This is a genomic window from Xanthomonas populi, assembly GCF_002940065.1.
GTDB classification, from domain to species: Bacteria; Pseudomonadota; Gammaproteobacteria; order Xanthomonadales; family Xanthomonadaceae; genus Xanthomonas; species Xanthomonas populi.
Genome location: NZ_MDEJ01000026.1, coordinates 1 through 15076, shown reverse-complemented (window position 1 = coordinate 15076; position 15076 = coordinate 1). Strand labels below are relative to the sequence as shown.

Genomic DNA, 15076 nt, shown 5'->3' with positions numbered 1-15076 from the left:
ACGACGGCTCGCAAAGCGTTGTCAGCTACTCAGTGGCCAACTACAGCGCTGCGCTACGGCGCCACATCCGCCGCTGCGGGGGCCGCATCCAGCTCCATCGTCGTAAACGCAGTGCCGTACTGCGGATGCGCCTGCCACAGCGCCGTCAGCGTCTGTCCGCTCAACGGGTCGATGAAATCGGGCGCGATATCGGCCAGCGGTTTCAACACGAACGCATGCTTGAGCTCCGGCCGCGGGATGCGCAGATACCCGGGGCCTTCGATGATGCAATCGCCGAAGAACACCACATCCACATCCAGGGTGCGGTCGCTGAACCGCGGGCCGCTGCGATCGCGGCCGTGCGCATCTTCCAGCGCATGCAGCCAATGATCGAGCGCATGCAGATCCAGATCGGTCTCCAGCACCACCGCGTTGTTGACGAAGTCCGGCCCGTCGAAGCCCACCGCCGGCGTGCGGTACGCCGGGGAGACCACAAGTTGGCCAAAGCGCACGCGCAAGGCATCGACGGCCAAGCGCAGGTAGTGGGTCGACTGGACGTTGCTGCCGAGGCTGAGAAGCACGGTGGTCATACGTTATTCGCGCATGCGGCCGGCACGGGCGTCAACTGTTGCAATCGCGGCGCACTTGAACACGCACGCCTGCAACGCGTGAAAACCCTTGGATCAGTCCATTTCGAGCGCGTGCGACACCGCACGGAACACCCGGCGCATTTCCAGCGGTTTGCGCAGCACGTGCACCGGAATCTCGGGCGGAAGGTGGACCCGTTGCAGCGGCTTACCGACGTCTTCCAGCACGATCGCCGGGCCCTGGTAGCCCAGGTCCTGCATGCTCAGCAACACGCTGACCGCCGAGAGCAGGATGATGTCGCTGTCGATGATCACCAGATCCGGCATGGCGTGTTGCTGCACCAGTTGCAGCGCGGCCGCGCCATCGGTGGCCAGCTGCGGCTGATAGCCCTGGCTGGACAGCGCATTGCCCAGCAGCGATAAGCGCGTGGCTTCGCCGTCCACCAGCAGGATGTGCTGCCCGTGGCCGAGCGGCAGCGGCGGCTCGGTGTCGGCAACCGCCGCCGAGGCCGAGCGCATCGGCACCAGCATGTCGAAGCGTGTGCCCTCGCCCAGCCGGCTGTCGACCACGATGCTGCCGCCGTAGCTTTCGATGATGCGCTTGCACGAAATCAGCCCCAGCCCGGTGCCATCGGCCTTGGTGGTGAAGAAAGGACTGAACAACCGTGCACGCGTGTCATCGCTCATGCCCACGCCGGTATCGGCCACGCTCATGCGCACGCGCGCATCGTCGTGGCGATCGGCTGACAGGATCAACATGCCGCCCGCAGGCATCGCCTGGATCGCATTCAACCCCAGGTTGAGCAGGCACTGCTGCAATTCGGTGTAGTTGGCTTCGATGGTCAGATCCAGGGCGATCGTGTCCATCTGCAGCCGCACGCCATCGGGCAGGCTGCTCTTGAGCAGCAGTTGCACGCCCTGGAACAAATTGGCGATGGACACCTGCTCGCGTGGCTTGTTGGAGCCGCGTACGAACGACAGCATCGACTCGGCCATCTCATGCCCACGCCGGCCGCACTCGGCGACCACATTGGCCAGCTGACGCAGCTGCGGGTCGTCGGTGCGCCCGGCCAGCAGGTCGGGCACGATCAGCAACGGCTGCAGGATGTTGCGCAGATCGTGACTCAGCCCGGCCGCCAGCATCGCCAGGCTTTCCAGCCGCTGCGCGCGCATCAGCTCGCTCTCCACGCGCTGACGTTCCAGATCGGCACGCGCTTCGCGGATCGCACGCATCACCGCGCTCGGCAAGCGGGTCGGGTTGTGCTTGATGATGTAGTCGTTGGCGCCGTCCTGCAGCGCCTTGACCGCAGTCTCTTCACCCATGGTGCCGGAGACGAAGATGAAGGGCGTTGCGCCGTTGTGACGCACCAGACGCAATGCCTGATAGCCGGAAAAACCGGGCATGCTCAGATCCGACAGCACGATGTCCGGCTGGAATCGGTCCAGCGCGCTGCGCAGCGAGCGCTCGCTGTCCACGCGCTCGAACGCCGCATCGATGCCGGCATCCAGCAGCTGATCGGACAACAGCTCGGCATCTTCCGGTGAGTCTTCCACCAGAAGGATCTTCAGCTGCTTCAGTTTGCCCCCCTCATGCAGCATGGTTCAGTCCAGCTCCGGCCCCTGATTGATGACCGCCCAGAACGTGCCGAGCGTCTTGACTGCATTGAAGAACTGATCCACATCCACCGGCTTGACCACATAGGCATTCACGCCCAGGTCCCAGCTGCGGGCCAGGTCGCTCTCTTCGCGCGAGGACGACAGGATCACAATCGGCAGCCGCTTGAGTGTCTCATCGCTACGCACCTGTTTGAGCACTTCCAGGCCATCCAGCCGCGGCATCTTGATGTCCAGCAGCAACACCGCCGGCAGGCCTTCCTCGCGGTCGGCGAACGCGCCACGGCGCAGCAGGTAGTCCATGGTTTCCACGCCGTCTTCCACGTGCACGATCGGGTTGGCCAGACGGGCTTCGCGCAGGGCGTCAACCGCCATCTCCGCATCGGCTGGGCTGTCTTCTGCCAGAAGAATGGTACGGATGGCGGTCATACGTTGAGCTCTTGGTTGGGCGCTTCATGCGCAGGGGGAAGCACAAAATGAAAGGTGGCGCCTTCGTCGACGACGCCGTCGGCCCAGACCCGGCCACCGTGACGCGTCAACACACGCCGTACGCTGGCCAAGCCAATCCCGGTGCCGGCGTATTCGCTGGCCTTGTGCAGACGCTGGAACACACCGAACAACTTGGCACTGTATTCCATGTCGAAACCGGCGCCGTTGTCGCGCACGCTGAACTGATGGCCGCCGTCCGGCAGCAGCCGGTAGCTGACTTCGATCTTGGCCACCTCGCGCCTGGCGCTGTATTTGACCGCATTGCCCAGCAAGTTCATCCACAGCTGACGCATCATGTTTTCGTCGGCCACCAGCACCGGCAGCGGCGCAATATGCCAGTCCACACGATGGCCGGTGTTTTCGCTCTGTACGTTGGAATCCAGAATCGCGCGCGTCTCCGACACCAGCGATTGCATGTCCACCGCCTGCAGACGCAGCGCACTGCGGCCCAGGCGCGAATACACCAGCAGATCGTCGATCAGCGAGGCCATGCGCCGCGCCGAGCTGCTGATCACTTCCATGTAGTGACGCGATTTTTCGTCCGCCGCATCGCCCAGATGACGCGCCAGCTTGTCCGAAAAACCGGCCACATGCCGTAACGGTGCGCGCAGATCGTGCGAGACCGAGTAACTGAAGGCTTCCAGCTCGCGGTTGACTTCGGAGACTTGATCGACCTTGCCTTCCATCTGCCGGTTGAGTTCCTGGATGCGCTGCTGCGAGGCTTTCTGCAGGCTGATGTCGCTGACCGTCATCAGCAGCACTTCTTCGTCGTTGGTATCCGGCAACGGCATGCGCCGCGCGTTGATCAGCATGGTGCGCAGCACCCCATCGGCGGCGCGCTGCTCATGTTCGTAATCCCACAATTCGCGGTCGCGCAGCAGCACGTCGGCAAGCCGCTGATGAATCTGCGCATCGCGCCACACGCCTTCGCCCACGTCCTCCAGCGGCATGGATTCGTTACCGCGCGCTTCCAGGCCATACAACTCGGCGAAGGCCGGGTTATGCAGCACGATGCGCTGATTGGTATCCAGCAACACGATCGGCTCGCGCACGGTCTGCAACACCGAGGCGGCGCGCCCGTTGGCACGCAGATATTCCTGCTCGGCCGCCAGGCGGCGACGGGTCTGCCGCTGCAGCAACCAGATCACCGTACCCAACAGCAGCAACTGCACTGCCAACGTGGCCCAGCTCAACGTCGCGTAATGCATGCGCTCGGTATCGGCACGCGCACTGCGAAACGCCAGCAACTTGCTTTCGGCGCGTTGCAACTCATCGATCAGCACGCGGATGGGGTTGCTCAAGGTCATGTCGTCGATCAGCGCACGGATCTGCGCAGGCTCGGTGGTGACGGCGATGCGCTCGGCCAGCAGCAGGCGCCGTTCGATCGTGCTCTGGATACGCCCCATCCGCACCTGCTGGGCAGGATTGTCCTCGGTCAACACTATCAGCTGCTGCACCGCAGCCAGAGATTCGCTACGGCCACGCCGCATCCACTCCACCAGGTCCGGCCGCACCACCCCGTGCGAGCGCATCAGTGCCGCCGATTCGGTGTCGCGCATGGCAGCTTCAAGGCGCTGCGCGGTCTCCTGCACGCGCTGGCTGTGCGAGACCCACACGGCGGCCTGATTGGCGTTACGCGCCATCCGCTGCAACAGCAACGAGGGCACCACCACAATCAGGAACACCGCAACTGCCAACAAAGGAAGGCGCAAGCGATCCCATCTTTCTGCTCGGACCGTTTTCTGCATTACTCGATCTGTATCCGCTCGCTGCAAGGGCCCCGAAGACGCCTCGGTATTATCTCCGATCATAACCGAGGTGGCATGAATGGTTCAGACATGCCGCACCGACCCGTGACATAGCTGAATGTGCATAGCATAAGTGCAGTCAATGTGAAAACGGCGAGAGCGCTCCGCCGTCTGTCGGCTAACACGTCCGCTACGCGTCAATAAAAAAGGCGCACTCCGTAGATTGCGCCTTCGTGCTCAGGCCAGCCGCCTCGTCGCGGCAGCCCCAGGCAGGGTGCTGCCATAATTACTTCTTGGCAGGGCTGACCTTCAGGCCAACCGACGTGACGCTCTTGACGCCCTTGATGCCCTTGGCCACGGCTACGGCCTTGTCGTGCTCGGCCTTGGTCGCAACGGAGCCGGTCAGCATGACGATGCCGTTCTTGGTCTCGACCTTCACGTCGGTGCCCGATACGTTGTCGGTGGCCAGCAGATCGGCCTTCACCTTGGTGGTGATCCAGGTATCGGTCATCGGCTTCTTGGACTCGTCCATGCTGGCCGCATGGTCTGTGTGATCGGCGTGCTCTTGCGGCGCCGCGAATACCTGCGAGGCACCCAGCGCCAGACCGAGCGACAACGCCAGCGCCAGCAACTTACGTACATGCGTCATGTTCTTCATCCGATAACCCTTTCCAGTGAATGTGGCCGAAGTCTGCAGTGGCGTTCGTCGTGCACGTGTGACCGCAGGATGCAAAGGTTGTGAACCTGGCGCACACCGCTGTTTGCAATACCATGCACGCTTCCTAGTCGTTGCACTGAACCGTTTTCAATGCCTAAACCGTTCAATCTCGCCGTCGTTGGCTATGGCTATGTCGGCCGCACCTTTCACGCCCCGCTGATCGACAGCACACCCGGCCTGCAGCTGCACAGCGTGGTATAGTCCAAACCGCAACAAGCCAAGGCCGACTTCCCCGATGTGGCTGTGCTGGCCGATTTGGAGACGGCACTGGCCGACCCTGCACTCGATGCGGTCGTTCTGGCCACACCCAACCAGACCCATGCGCCATTTGCCTTGCAGGCCTTGGCAGCCGGCAAGCACGTACTGGTCGACAAACCGTTCGCACTGGATGCCGCACAAGCGCGCGAAGTGGTGCAGGCCGCTGCAGCCGCCGGGCGCATTGTCAGCGTGTTTCAGAACCGCCGCTGGGACGCGGACTTTCTCACCGTGCGCCGGTTGATCGACGAAGGCCAACTGGGCGAAGTGGTGGAGTTCCATTCGCACTTCGACCGCTATCGGCCGCAAGTGCGCGAACGCTGGCGCGAGAGCGACATCCCCGGTGCCGGCCTGTGGTACGACCTGGGGCCGCATCTGCTAGATCAGGCGCTTCACCTGTTCGGCACACCGCAGGCAATCGGCGCGGATCTGCAGCGCCAACGCAGCCAGGCACGCAGCGACGATTATTTCCATGTGACCCTGCGCTACCCGCGCCTGCGCGTCATGCTGCATGCCGGCTCGTTGGTGGCCGACAGCAGTCTGCGCTCGCAGTGCACGGCACCCGTGGCAGTTATCTCAAGCACGGGCTGGATACGCAGGAAGACCAGTTGCGCGCCGGACGTCGCCCGGGCACCGCCGGCTGGGGCGTCGACCCACTCCCCGGCACCGTCACCCGCGTGGATGAAGAAGACCGCTTACATACCCATCAACTCGACACCCTGCCCGGCGACTATCGTCACTGCTACGCCGCCTTTCGCGATGCGGTGGCCGGCACCGGCCCGGCGCCGGTCAGTGGCGCAGACGCGGTGCAGGTGATGGAACTGCTGGAGCTGGCCCAACGCAGTGCTGCATCGGGTCAGGTGCAGTGGCTGGATAGAGCGAGCGCGGCATCACCCGGATGATTCGAGGCTGGGCGCCAGGTCAGGCGCCAGCCCCCTGCCCGGCATTGGCGTGGCTCGCTCACATTTTGCAGCGTCACGCGCGGGCGTCGGATCAAACAGCACCACTGTTGTCAGCGGCTGGCCAGCAGCCGTAGAAGCAAACATGTCACTGCACGCCCGCAGTGCAGACGCGCAGGACTTAACGCAACAGCTTATGCGTGCTTGCTGCCGATCGTCGGTGCTGCCTCTGTCGTGGTTTTGACCGCATGACCACCGAACTGGTTGCGCATCGCCGCCAGCAATTTGTCGGTGAACGAATCCTTGTCGCGCGAGCGCAGCCGCTCCATCAACGACAAGGTGATGATCGGCGCCGACACTTCCAGATCGATCGCCTCGGCCACCGTCCAGCGGCCTTCGCCCGAATCGGCCACGAACGGCGCGATGCCGGCCATGCTCGGGTTGTGCGCCAGTGCATCGGCGGTGAGATCCAGCAACCACGAACGCACCACGCTGCCATCACGCCAGATCTCGGCGACCTGATGCAGATCCAGCGCAAAATCGGCCTTGTGCTGCATCAGCGCGAAGCCTTCGGCATAGGCCTGCATCATTCCGTACTCGATGCCGTTGTGGACCATCTTGGTGAAGTGCCCGGTACCGCTCTGGCCAACCCGTCCCCAGCCCTTGTCCGCTGCCGGCGCCAACGTGGCAAGCACCGGATGCAGCGTGGTCAGTGCTGCTTCGTCGCCACCCAACATCAGGCTGTAGCCTTCCTGCAGGCCCCACACGCCACCGCTGGTTCCGCAGTCGACAAAGGCAACACCGCTGGCCTGCAGCAGCGCGGCGCGGCGTTGCGAATCTTTGTAATACGAATTGCCGCCATCGATGACGATGTCGCCGGCCTGCAACAACGGCAGCAGCTGCGCCAAGGTGTCATCGACGATCTTGCCGGCAGGCACCATCAACCACAGCACCCGCGGGCTCGGTAGCGCCGACACCAACGCTGCCAGCGCATTGGCGGTGACAATACCCTTGGCCTGCGCACTGCGACGCGCGCCTTCGCCTGGATCGTAGCCATGCACACGATGCCCACCGTTTACCAAACGCTCGGCCATGTTGGCGCCCATGCGACCTAAACCCACCATACCCAGTTCCATAATCGCTCCTCATGCTCTGATCAGTGCGGGGTGCCATGCCGGGCATACGCCAGCGTGGCGGAATTCTCCATGGATCGCTCCGCAGCAATGCCGGCGCCGCACTGTTGCAGCTGCCAATCGATCCATCGCCAGTACAAGGTGCTGCGCAGATTGTGCAAGGTGAGGTCGATGGCATACGGCGTGCGCGGATTACGGTCGAGCAGGCGCGCCACGTGATACCCGATCGGCTTGACGCCCTTGGGATGCACGTACACCAGAAAGCCTCGATAGAACGGATCGTCCAGCAGCGTTTGCAGCGTCTGTAGCTGCGCTTGCTGTTGCGCATTGAACGTAGCGCGCAACTGCGCATCGCGCTCATAGAGCAAACGCTCGAAGCGGCGCTTGCCCGGCCCGCGCAGGTCCTTGGCCAGTTCCCAGATCTGCCGGTTGAGCGCGTCGTAATGCGCAAAGCCGCCATGCTGCGCCAACGCCTGCGCTGCCGCATCGCTGACATCCGCCACCACGAAATTTTCGGCCTGGTTATGGATGTCGTCCAGATAGGACTTATCGAACACATGCGCGATAAACCCCGGCGCGCCGACGAACGCTTGTCGCCCCAGTTGCGCCGTCTTGACTGCCTTGCCGTCGGTAAAAAACTCGCCCGCATGCGCACCCAGCAAAATGCTGTCGGTGTTATGCAGGGTCAAAAACGTGCCGATCGACAACTCGCCTGAAGTGAACACCTGATCGAATCCGGCATCGCCGTAGAGCTCGCGCTGCGTGGCCAGCTGCGCCACCTGCCGCCCCACCCCGCATTCGGAACGCACCTGTCCGCGATAGAACGCCTCCAAGGCCTGCGCATTGCTGCCGCGCGGTTGATAGCCACGCCCGAAACTGCGAAAGCCGCTCCAGCCCTGCGCCGCTGCACCGCGCCAGCCGAATCCGATCCACCCCAGTTGCACCGCCGAAAACCGATAGTGTGGATTGTCTTGCAACTGCGTTACTGCACGCCGCGTGGCCGCACCGACTTCGAACGCATAGGCGCACTGCGTGGCGGAATCGTCCAACAAGGCCTTGAGCGATGCGCCGCGCTGTTGCGCGTTCGAATTTGCCGGAAGCGTCAGCTGCAGATCGCCGGCGGCGCGCGCCTGCGCGAGCGAGCCACGCGTACATGGTTCGCCGCGTTGGATCACCGGCGCAGTAACTGCAGCGCTACGGATATCCCAGCCCAGGCGCCGCAGCAATGCTTCGACGCAGTCCACAGGCGCAGCGTTTGCAGCCTCACTTGGTGCAGCGACTGCGACTTGCAGCACTTGCACCGCCAACAAGGCGGTTGCGCACACCAGCGGGCCAGCACGGCGTCGCGGCGTCTGCGTTTCGGCCGCATGCACAACGGCTATACGCACTGCGTCTGCACGCCGAGAGCGCGTCGGCAAAGCAACCCTCTGGCTGCGGAAAATGCAAAAAAAACTCATTGATGCGATGTGGTCTGGATCGACAGCATTGCGCTGCACCCTTGAGCAAAAAAACCCCGGCATGACCGGGGCTCGTAGATTCAGTACATCGGACTCAACGCCGTTCGCAGACGCGCTCGACCTGACGGTTGCCGTTGACTTGCTGACGGTTGCCCTGGATGGTGCGACCCGCAACGCCCCCGGCCACCGCGCCAAGCACGGTCGCTGCTTTTTTACCGTTGCCGCCACCGACCTGGTTGCCCAACAGACCGCCGATCGCCGCGCCTGCAACGGTGCCGGCGATGCGATTCGGGTCGGTCGCATTTTTCTGAACTTCGACATTGCGGCAGCGAACGCGTGTGCCGTCGTTAAACTTGCGGCCTTCGTCTGCCTCCGTGTAACGCTGCTGATGCGAGTGGTTCTGCGCCTGGGAAAAAGTGCTCGTTGCCATCAGGCAGATCAGGAACGTACCCAGCAGGGGATTGCGCATCTTCATCGTCGGTCTCCGTCGTTCCCGCCCACTCGGCGAGTCATGCTGCCACTTTCACCAGCTGGTCGATAACGCAACGTGAAGCGCGCAACGGCTATTCAGGTTTTGGAGCGGGGCGTGAACTGCGCGGTCACGGCTGCGTGGCGGGCTCGGTCTGCTGTGCCGGTGCAGGTGCCGGATCCTGGGCCTCGACCGGTAGCGGGGCAACCGGCGGCGGCTCGACCGTTATGGAAGAAGACGCTGAGGCAGCCGCCGGCACTGCAGGCGCAGTGGCCGCGCCCGCAGCGGCAGGCGCAGTCTGGGTCACATTGGGCAGATACGAGTTCAAGCGCTCGAAGAAACGCTTGTAGAAGGCCGCGTCCTGCACGGTGGTGGTGGACACGCGTACCAGCGAGTCGCCCGTGCTGCCGACCGGCAGCGACAACGACCCTAACACGCCGACACCGACGCTGGCCGAGGTAGAGCTCTTCTTCAACGCGTAACGATCCTGCAGCGCGCTCACGAACACCTGCGCCTTGCCGCCATCCTGCGTGGCGCAGGAAATGCGCAGATTGAGCTGCTCGCTCTGGTCGGCCTCCTTGAGCTGGAAGTTCTTGCTACCCTCTACGCCTGCGGCATCCGCACGCGTGACCGCGTAGCCCTGGCTCAACAGCACGCGCCGCGCCGCCTCGCAGGCTTGCACCGAGGTGGCCGCCACACTGCGCGAATAGGTATCGTCGGAATTGAACGACTCGCGCATCAGCATCGTGTCGCCCTTGCTGCCACCGCAGCCAGCCAGAGTTGCCAGCGCGCCAAGCAGCGCACCGCGCGCGATCAGGGAAGAACAAGACATAGAAAATTTCCGGCATCCAAAACCGGCAACGAGCATAGCCGCAACCCATGTGCGCGTGGCGTGGCGTTGCCGGATCAGGGCAACAGCAGTTCATCCGCTGGCAATTGCAGGTCCAGCTGCAGGCGGCTGCCGTCTGCGCCGATGCGTTCGGCGCGCAACTAGTGATACGCGCGCTCCACTGACAGCGCAACCGGCACCCGGCACGGCTCGCCCCACAGGCTCAGCGCAAAACCTTGCGCCTGCAGCCAAGCCGTGAAGCGGTCCCACAGTGACTGCTCGGCTTGCAGCGTCAAATCCAGATCCGCCGGACCCTCCGGCACCCGCTCCGGCGATTCCAGCCAGCGCGCGTAGCTGCCATGCACCACCACCGGCAGGCCTTACGCCCGCAACGCCTGCGACAACTGCGCCGCCTGCTGCAGGTCCAGCTGCATACGGCAGTGCTGAAAGATGAGCGCGTACTCGAGGCTGCGACTGCTCTGCGTGCTTGCATGCACCAGCGCCGCGCCTGGTCGCTGGTAGCACAGCACCGGCTCCTCGCGCAGGGTGAACAGGCTGGCGAGTATCCGCCACAGATCCCACACCTGCGGAATCATGCGCCCACCGACAACGACGTTTTCCACCATTGCCACGCCGAAGCCGTCCGACCGTCTCCGCTTTCGCAGCCATGTAATACCGCGCGCATGCCGGACAGATAGCCAGCGTAATCGGCACTGGCATACAGCTGCCCGGGCAGCGCTTCACCGCGCCAGTGGCAACCGAAAGACAGCACGTTGGTCAGACACAGATCGATGGCCGCAGCGGGCGCGGTGTCGGCCAGCATGCCGACCACGACCGGCGCTTCTACACCATGTCGTTGCAAGCGCGTGCGCGCAAGTTGCGCACGTGCGGTATCGATCTCCATGCCGTGCGCTGTGCGCCCTTCCAGCGCCGCAGCAAGCAGCGTGCTACCGAAACCGCAGAATGGATCGAATACCTGCGCGCCTGGCACGCTGAAATGCAGCACGAACGGGCGCATCTGATTGACCCAGCCCCAGTCGCGCCCGCCAAGCGGATCGGCTGCGCGCAGGTCGTCGGGAGTGCTAGGCGGGGTGGTCCGGCGTCGGCGTCCACCAACTGTGTCGATCGAGTTCATCCATCGGCCGGCTCCCACAGCACGTCGGCCTACGGGTCACAGCCAGCACACAGGCGACCGTTGGCGAAGAACACCAGCTTGTCGAGATCGCCGGTGGCATGCGGCGCGTGCATGGCCGCGTAGTCGGCACTTTCGAACACTACTTCCGGGCCGTCTTCGCTGCGCATGCGCAGATTCCATCACTCATCGCCTTCGGTCCTGCGGTCCGCTTGCCAATGCGACCACCACGGCTGCTGCATGCAGTGCGCCAACAAGGTTTCCATCTCGATGCGGTGCTGCGCGATAGAGCGCCAGGTGCCATTGCTGCGATACGCGGCATCCAGACGCGACAGCTCACGAAAAACAACCTGCGTGGGCGGCACAGCTACGTGCCCATGCGATGTACTGCGCAACGGCATCGGCATTGTCCACACCACCGCGTTGCACGATGCAGACCAGCCGCACCGGCGGGCGTGCTGCGATACGTTGTGCCGTGTGCGCGAAGGTGGCCGCATCAGCGATCCGCGCATCGGGACGAAAGCGCATGATCGCGTCGTTGCCCGCCTGCAGCGGGTGGTGACGCGACAGCTCGATCCACCACAAGCCGAAGTCGCCCAAGGCATCGATCAACTGCGCAGCCTGCGCGGGCGCAAAGCCGACAAAATTGCTGTAAAACACGCGCTGTTCGATACGTGGTCCGTTGGGTGTTGTCGCCAAGGTGGCAGCAAGGTCTGCAATCAGTCTGGATCGTCGGTCATTCCCAGGCCGGGCAACGAATACGACAACAGTCCGTCGTTCAGCAGCTGCAACGCAGTGCTCAACTGCGCGAAAGTAGTCCGGCCCTGGCCGCAACATCGCTGCCGCCAGGACACCACTGTGTTAGCGAAGATTTTTACCAACAGAACCCGCACCGCGCCGAAACCGGCCGCACCGACGCATACGGGGTAAAGGTGATCGGCAACGCTGCCAGGTACGCGCGCGCGCCGGTGCGCCGTGCATGCCATCGGCTGCTCTCGCTCTGCTGCGGCACGCGCCGCCGCAGGCAGGGCGCGGCAGCGCGTAACCCCGCCAACAGCGGCGATGCAGACAGCAACGACGCGTCGTCGATGGCGGCGTGCATGGCGATGCCTGCGTGGTCAACGTCAACGACGTGCGGCGTCGGCACGCGCGCGCACCTGCTCCAACGTCCACTCCTGCTGCATAACGCCGTTTTCCCACACCGTCACCAGCGCATTTTCGCTGTCGGCATGCGTGGCGACCTCGTCCAGAAATGCACTGCGATAACTGCCATCGCCACGGTCGCGCAGCAGTGTTAGCCGACCACGCTTGCTCTGCTTGCCCTTGTCGGTGATCGGGTCCTTGTAGACATCGATCCATTGCCCATCCACGCGCACCGCCGAGCACTTCAACGCGAACTTCTGCGTATCGCGGTCCACCTTTTGCAATAGCGCACCGCCCATGCCGAAGGCGACGTTGTCGGCGGCATACCCGGCAGCCGTGATGCGTTCGAGAATCGCGCGCAGTGACTGTGGATTGATGCCATCGCCCTGGATTACCCGCACATGGTTGAGCACCTTGTAACCCTTGCTGTTGACCTGATGACCAAAGGCTTCATCCAGCAGCACCAGGCATTGCTCAACCACATCCACCGGGTCGCCCGAATCCGGGCGGATCACCACCGTCGCACCGGAGGCGATCACTTCATCGCGCAACGTGGCACCCCAATGCTCGCCAATCGCGTGATAGATGTCGTAGCTGTCCGACACCACTGCGACCAATGAGCCAGGGCGCGCAAACTGGGTCAGCATGTTGCGATACGCATCCACCTCGCGCTCGCGTCCCCAACTGGTGATGGTGCTGTGCTCGGCGGCGGGAATCGAATAGCCGGCTACCGGTGTGTGGTAATGCGCACGCGCCAGCAACAACGCCGACAAGGTATCGGTGCCGAGGAAGTTCACCAGATGCGCCGCACCACCGAGCGCGGCCGAGCCGAGACTGGACACACCACGCGCACCGAAGTCATGCACTTTAAACGGCAACTGCGCTTCTGGATCGTCGCTGGTGCGCTGCAGGTAATCGCGCACGACCTGCTTGACCTGCCAGCTCACCGTGGCCACCGTCACCGGATACCACACGCGCAGCAGCAGCGTTTCCAGATACGACGGCACCCAGAATGCCTTGGTGTCGGTGGAATCGATCGTCATCAACACGTTATGTGTTGGCACCACTGCGCCTTCGGGCACGGCGCGGATCCGGATCGGCAGTTGCCCACCAAGACGGTCGACAATATCGCGCCAGCCGGCCTCGTTGAACGGCTCGCCATGCGCGGCCAATAATTCCTTCGCATCGTCGATGTCGGCATGCGTGACCGGCCGGTTGATCGCTTCTTTCAGGATCGACTGCAGGCCGAAAAACACGGTCTGATCGTACACGCCACCACGCGATTCCACATAGAAAAACGCCGCATCGGTACCGGGCGGATATTGCAGCCAGTGGCTGGCTTTGTAGCTATCGGTGTTGAGCAGCAGGTTATCCAGATAATGCATGACGGAAGCTCCTTCGCGTCGAATGAACCAGCGGTCTGTCCGCCGGCGGGAGGTCGTAGTTCAAGCAAACAACGTTGCGAGCAGTTGCTTGATAGTTAGCAGCGGCACGCAGTGGTTGTTGCCGCTGTCAGCCACGACCCAGGAAAAATTCAAGAATATGCAGATGATCTTCGTACAGACTCGGCCCCATCGCCATGACTTCGGCGATCGGAATCCAGCGCGCCTTGTCGACGTCGTCGCCACCGCGTACTGCAGGCAACTCACCGGCCGGAAATTCAAAATGGAATGCATGGGTAATAGTGCGTCCACGCAGGCTGCGCTCGGGGTGATCGAACACCTGACGGCCGCGTAATGAACCCTTGAGCACAGGCACCGGCACCTTGAGTCGGGTTTCTTCGCGCAGCTCGCGCAGGCAGCCATCCAGCAAACCCTCGTCCTGACCGATGAAACCACCTGGCAACGCCCACAAACCCTTGCCCGGCTCGGCGCGACGACGCACCAGCAACACATGGCCCGAATGCACCACCACCGCATCGGTGGTGACGAAGGTCGGCGCATACGGCGCGTCTTTCCACGCGGCGCGGTACTGCGCGATGAAACGGTATTCGGCCACCAGCTGCGCATAGCTCGGGGAGTTGCGCCGGAACGCTTCCAGCATGTCGTACACCGGCCCCGGCACATTGCCGCGCAGCATCAGCAAGCCGCCGTGGAAACCGATTTCGCCAGCCTCGAACAGATAGCGGCGCAACTCGGCGGCCGACAACGTGACAGTGCGTTGCACGTCTTCCAGCGGCCACTGCGGAAACTCACGCAAGTAATAGCTGCTGGCGTCTTTATTCATGCCGATCAAACCGATGCGTGCACCGAGCGCGCCGCCATCGGCCTGCACGGCCTCGGCCACCTGGCGCTGTACGTCGGCTATCCACAGACTTTCGTTATAGAGATGATCGCGCAGCGGTCGCACGATCAACCGCGCACTCTCGCCCGGCAACGCAGAATCGATCATCACCGCGCGTTCGGCGACGGTCCATGGGTTGCGAATTGTACACGGCGCGTCGGCCGAGCCGATCAGCACGATCAGCTTGTTCGCCTTGCCCAGCGCGTGGCTGGCTACGGCGGCGTGGCCGTTATGAAAGGGCTCAAAACGCCCGATAAACACGAAGGAGCCTCTAAAAACCCCAGCAATCTGCCATCATTGACTTGACGCCCTGCCAGCGGAGAACGACAGACATGATCAGC

The 15076-nt window shown here is 63.3% G+C and carries 11 protein-coding genes and 3 pseudogenes; 1 reads left to right on the top strand and 13 read right to left on the bottom strand.

The window, feature by feature from the left end; all coding sequences use genetic code 11:
* Positions 1-53: 53 nt before the first annotated feature.
* The 5 genes from folK to XpopCFBP1817_RS06245 form a co-directional block, all read right to left on the bottom strand.
* On the bottom strand, positions 54-569 hold the full coding sequence (gene folK, locus XpopCFBP1817_RS06265) for a 2-amino-4-hydroxy-6-hydroxymethyldihydropteridine diphosphokinase (protein WP_128416462.1): 516 nt from the start codon (positions 567-569) through the stop codon (positions 54-56).
* Positions 570-662: 93 nt separating this feature from the next.
* Entirely contained in the window at positions 663-2165 is a 1503-nt protein-coding gene (locus tag XpopCFBP1817_RS06260; RefSeq protein WP_128416461.1) for an ATP-binding response regulator, read from the bottom strand.
* Positions 2166-2168: 3 nt separating this feature from the next.
* Positions 2169-2609, bottom strand: coding sequence for a response regulator (locus XpopCFBP1817_RS06255; RefSeq protein ID WP_128416460.1), 441 nt, complete (start codon positions 2607-2609; stop codon positions 2169-2171).
* Positions 2606-4417, bottom strand: coding sequence for a sensor histidine kinase (locus XpopCFBP1817_RS06250; protein WP_128416459.1), 1812 nt, complete (start codon positions 4415-4417; stop codon positions 2606-2608). The genes XpopCFBP1817_RS06255 and XpopCFBP1817_RS06250 overlap by 4 nt, the downstream gene beginning before the upstream one ends.
* A gap of 286 nt (positions 4418-4703) precedes the next feature.
* On the bottom strand, positions 4704-5075 hold the full coding sequence (locus XpopCFBP1817_RS06245; RefSeq protein WP_167393846.1) for a BON domain-containing protein: 372 nt from the start codon (positions 5073-5075) through the stop codon (positions 4704-4706).
* Between the two features lie 297 nt (positions 5076-5372).
* Here XpopCFBP1817_RS06245 and XpopCFBP1817_RS06240 point away from each other — a divergent pair.
* A pseudogene (locus tag XpopCFBP1817_RS06240) lies at positions 5373-6292 on the top strand (oxidoreductase).
* A gap of 191 nt (positions 6293-6483) precedes the next feature.
* On the opposite strand, the gene gnd reads toward XpopCFBP1817_RS06240, so the two are convergent.
* The 8 genes and pseudogenes from gnd to XpopCFBP1817_RS06200 all read right to left on the bottom strand — a co-directional run bounded on the left by gnd (position 6484) and on the right by XpopCFBP1817_RS06200 (position 14996).
* The gene (gene gnd / locus XpopCFBP1817_RS06235; RefSeq protein ID WP_128416457.1) at positions 6484-7425 is read right to left on the bottom strand and encodes a phosphogluconate dehydrogenase (NAD(+)-dependent, decarboxylating); all 942 of its coding nucleotides are present in this window, start codon (positions 7423-7425) and stop codon (positions 6484-6486) included.
* Between the two features lie 20 nt (positions 7426-7445).
* Positions 7446-8747: a hypothetical protein gene (locus tag XpopCFBP1817_RS06230; protein WP_425479070.1), complete on the bottom strand. Its 1302-nt coding sequence runs from the start codon at positions 8745-8747 to the stop codon at positions 7446-7448.
* 226 nt (positions 8748-8973) lie between these two features.
* Positions 8974-9354: a glycine zipper 2TM domain-containing protein gene (locus XpopCFBP1817_RS06225; protein ID WP_128416456.1), complete on the bottom strand. Its 381-nt coding sequence runs from the start codon at positions 9352-9354 to the stop codon at positions 8974-8976.
* A gap of 124 nt (positions 9355-9478) precedes the next feature.
* A complete protein-coding gene (locus tag XpopCFBP1817_RS06220) occupies positions 9479-10180 on the bottom strand; it encodes a DUF2242 domain-containing protein (protein ID WP_167393845.1) in 702 nt (233 codons plus the stop codon).
* 74 nt (positions 10181-10254) lie between these two features.
* Positions 10255-11316 (bottom strand): annotated as a pseudogene (locus tag XpopCFBP1817_RS06215) (DNA methyltransferase).
* Between the two features lie 25 nt (positions 11317-11341).
* Positions 11342-12411 (bottom strand): annotated as a pseudogene (locus tag XpopCFBP1817_RS06210) (hypothetical protein).
* Positions 12412-12433: 22 nt separating this feature from the next.
* Positions 12434-13837 (bottom strand): nicotinate phosphoribosyltransferase, encoded by a 1404-nt coding sequence (locus XpopCFBP1817_RS06205; RefSeq protein ID WP_128416454.1) that lies wholly within the window; start codon positions 13835-13837, stop codon positions 12434-12436.
* A 127-nt stretch (positions 13838-13964) separates the two neighbouring features.
* Positions 13965-14996: a bifunctional nicotinamide-nucleotide adenylyltransferase/Nudix hydroxylase gene (locus tag XpopCFBP1817_RS06200; RefSeq protein WP_128416453.1), complete on the bottom strand. Its 1032-nt coding sequence runs from the start codon at positions 14994-14996 to the stop codon at positions 13965-13967.
* Positions 14997-15076: the final 80 nt, after the last annotated feature.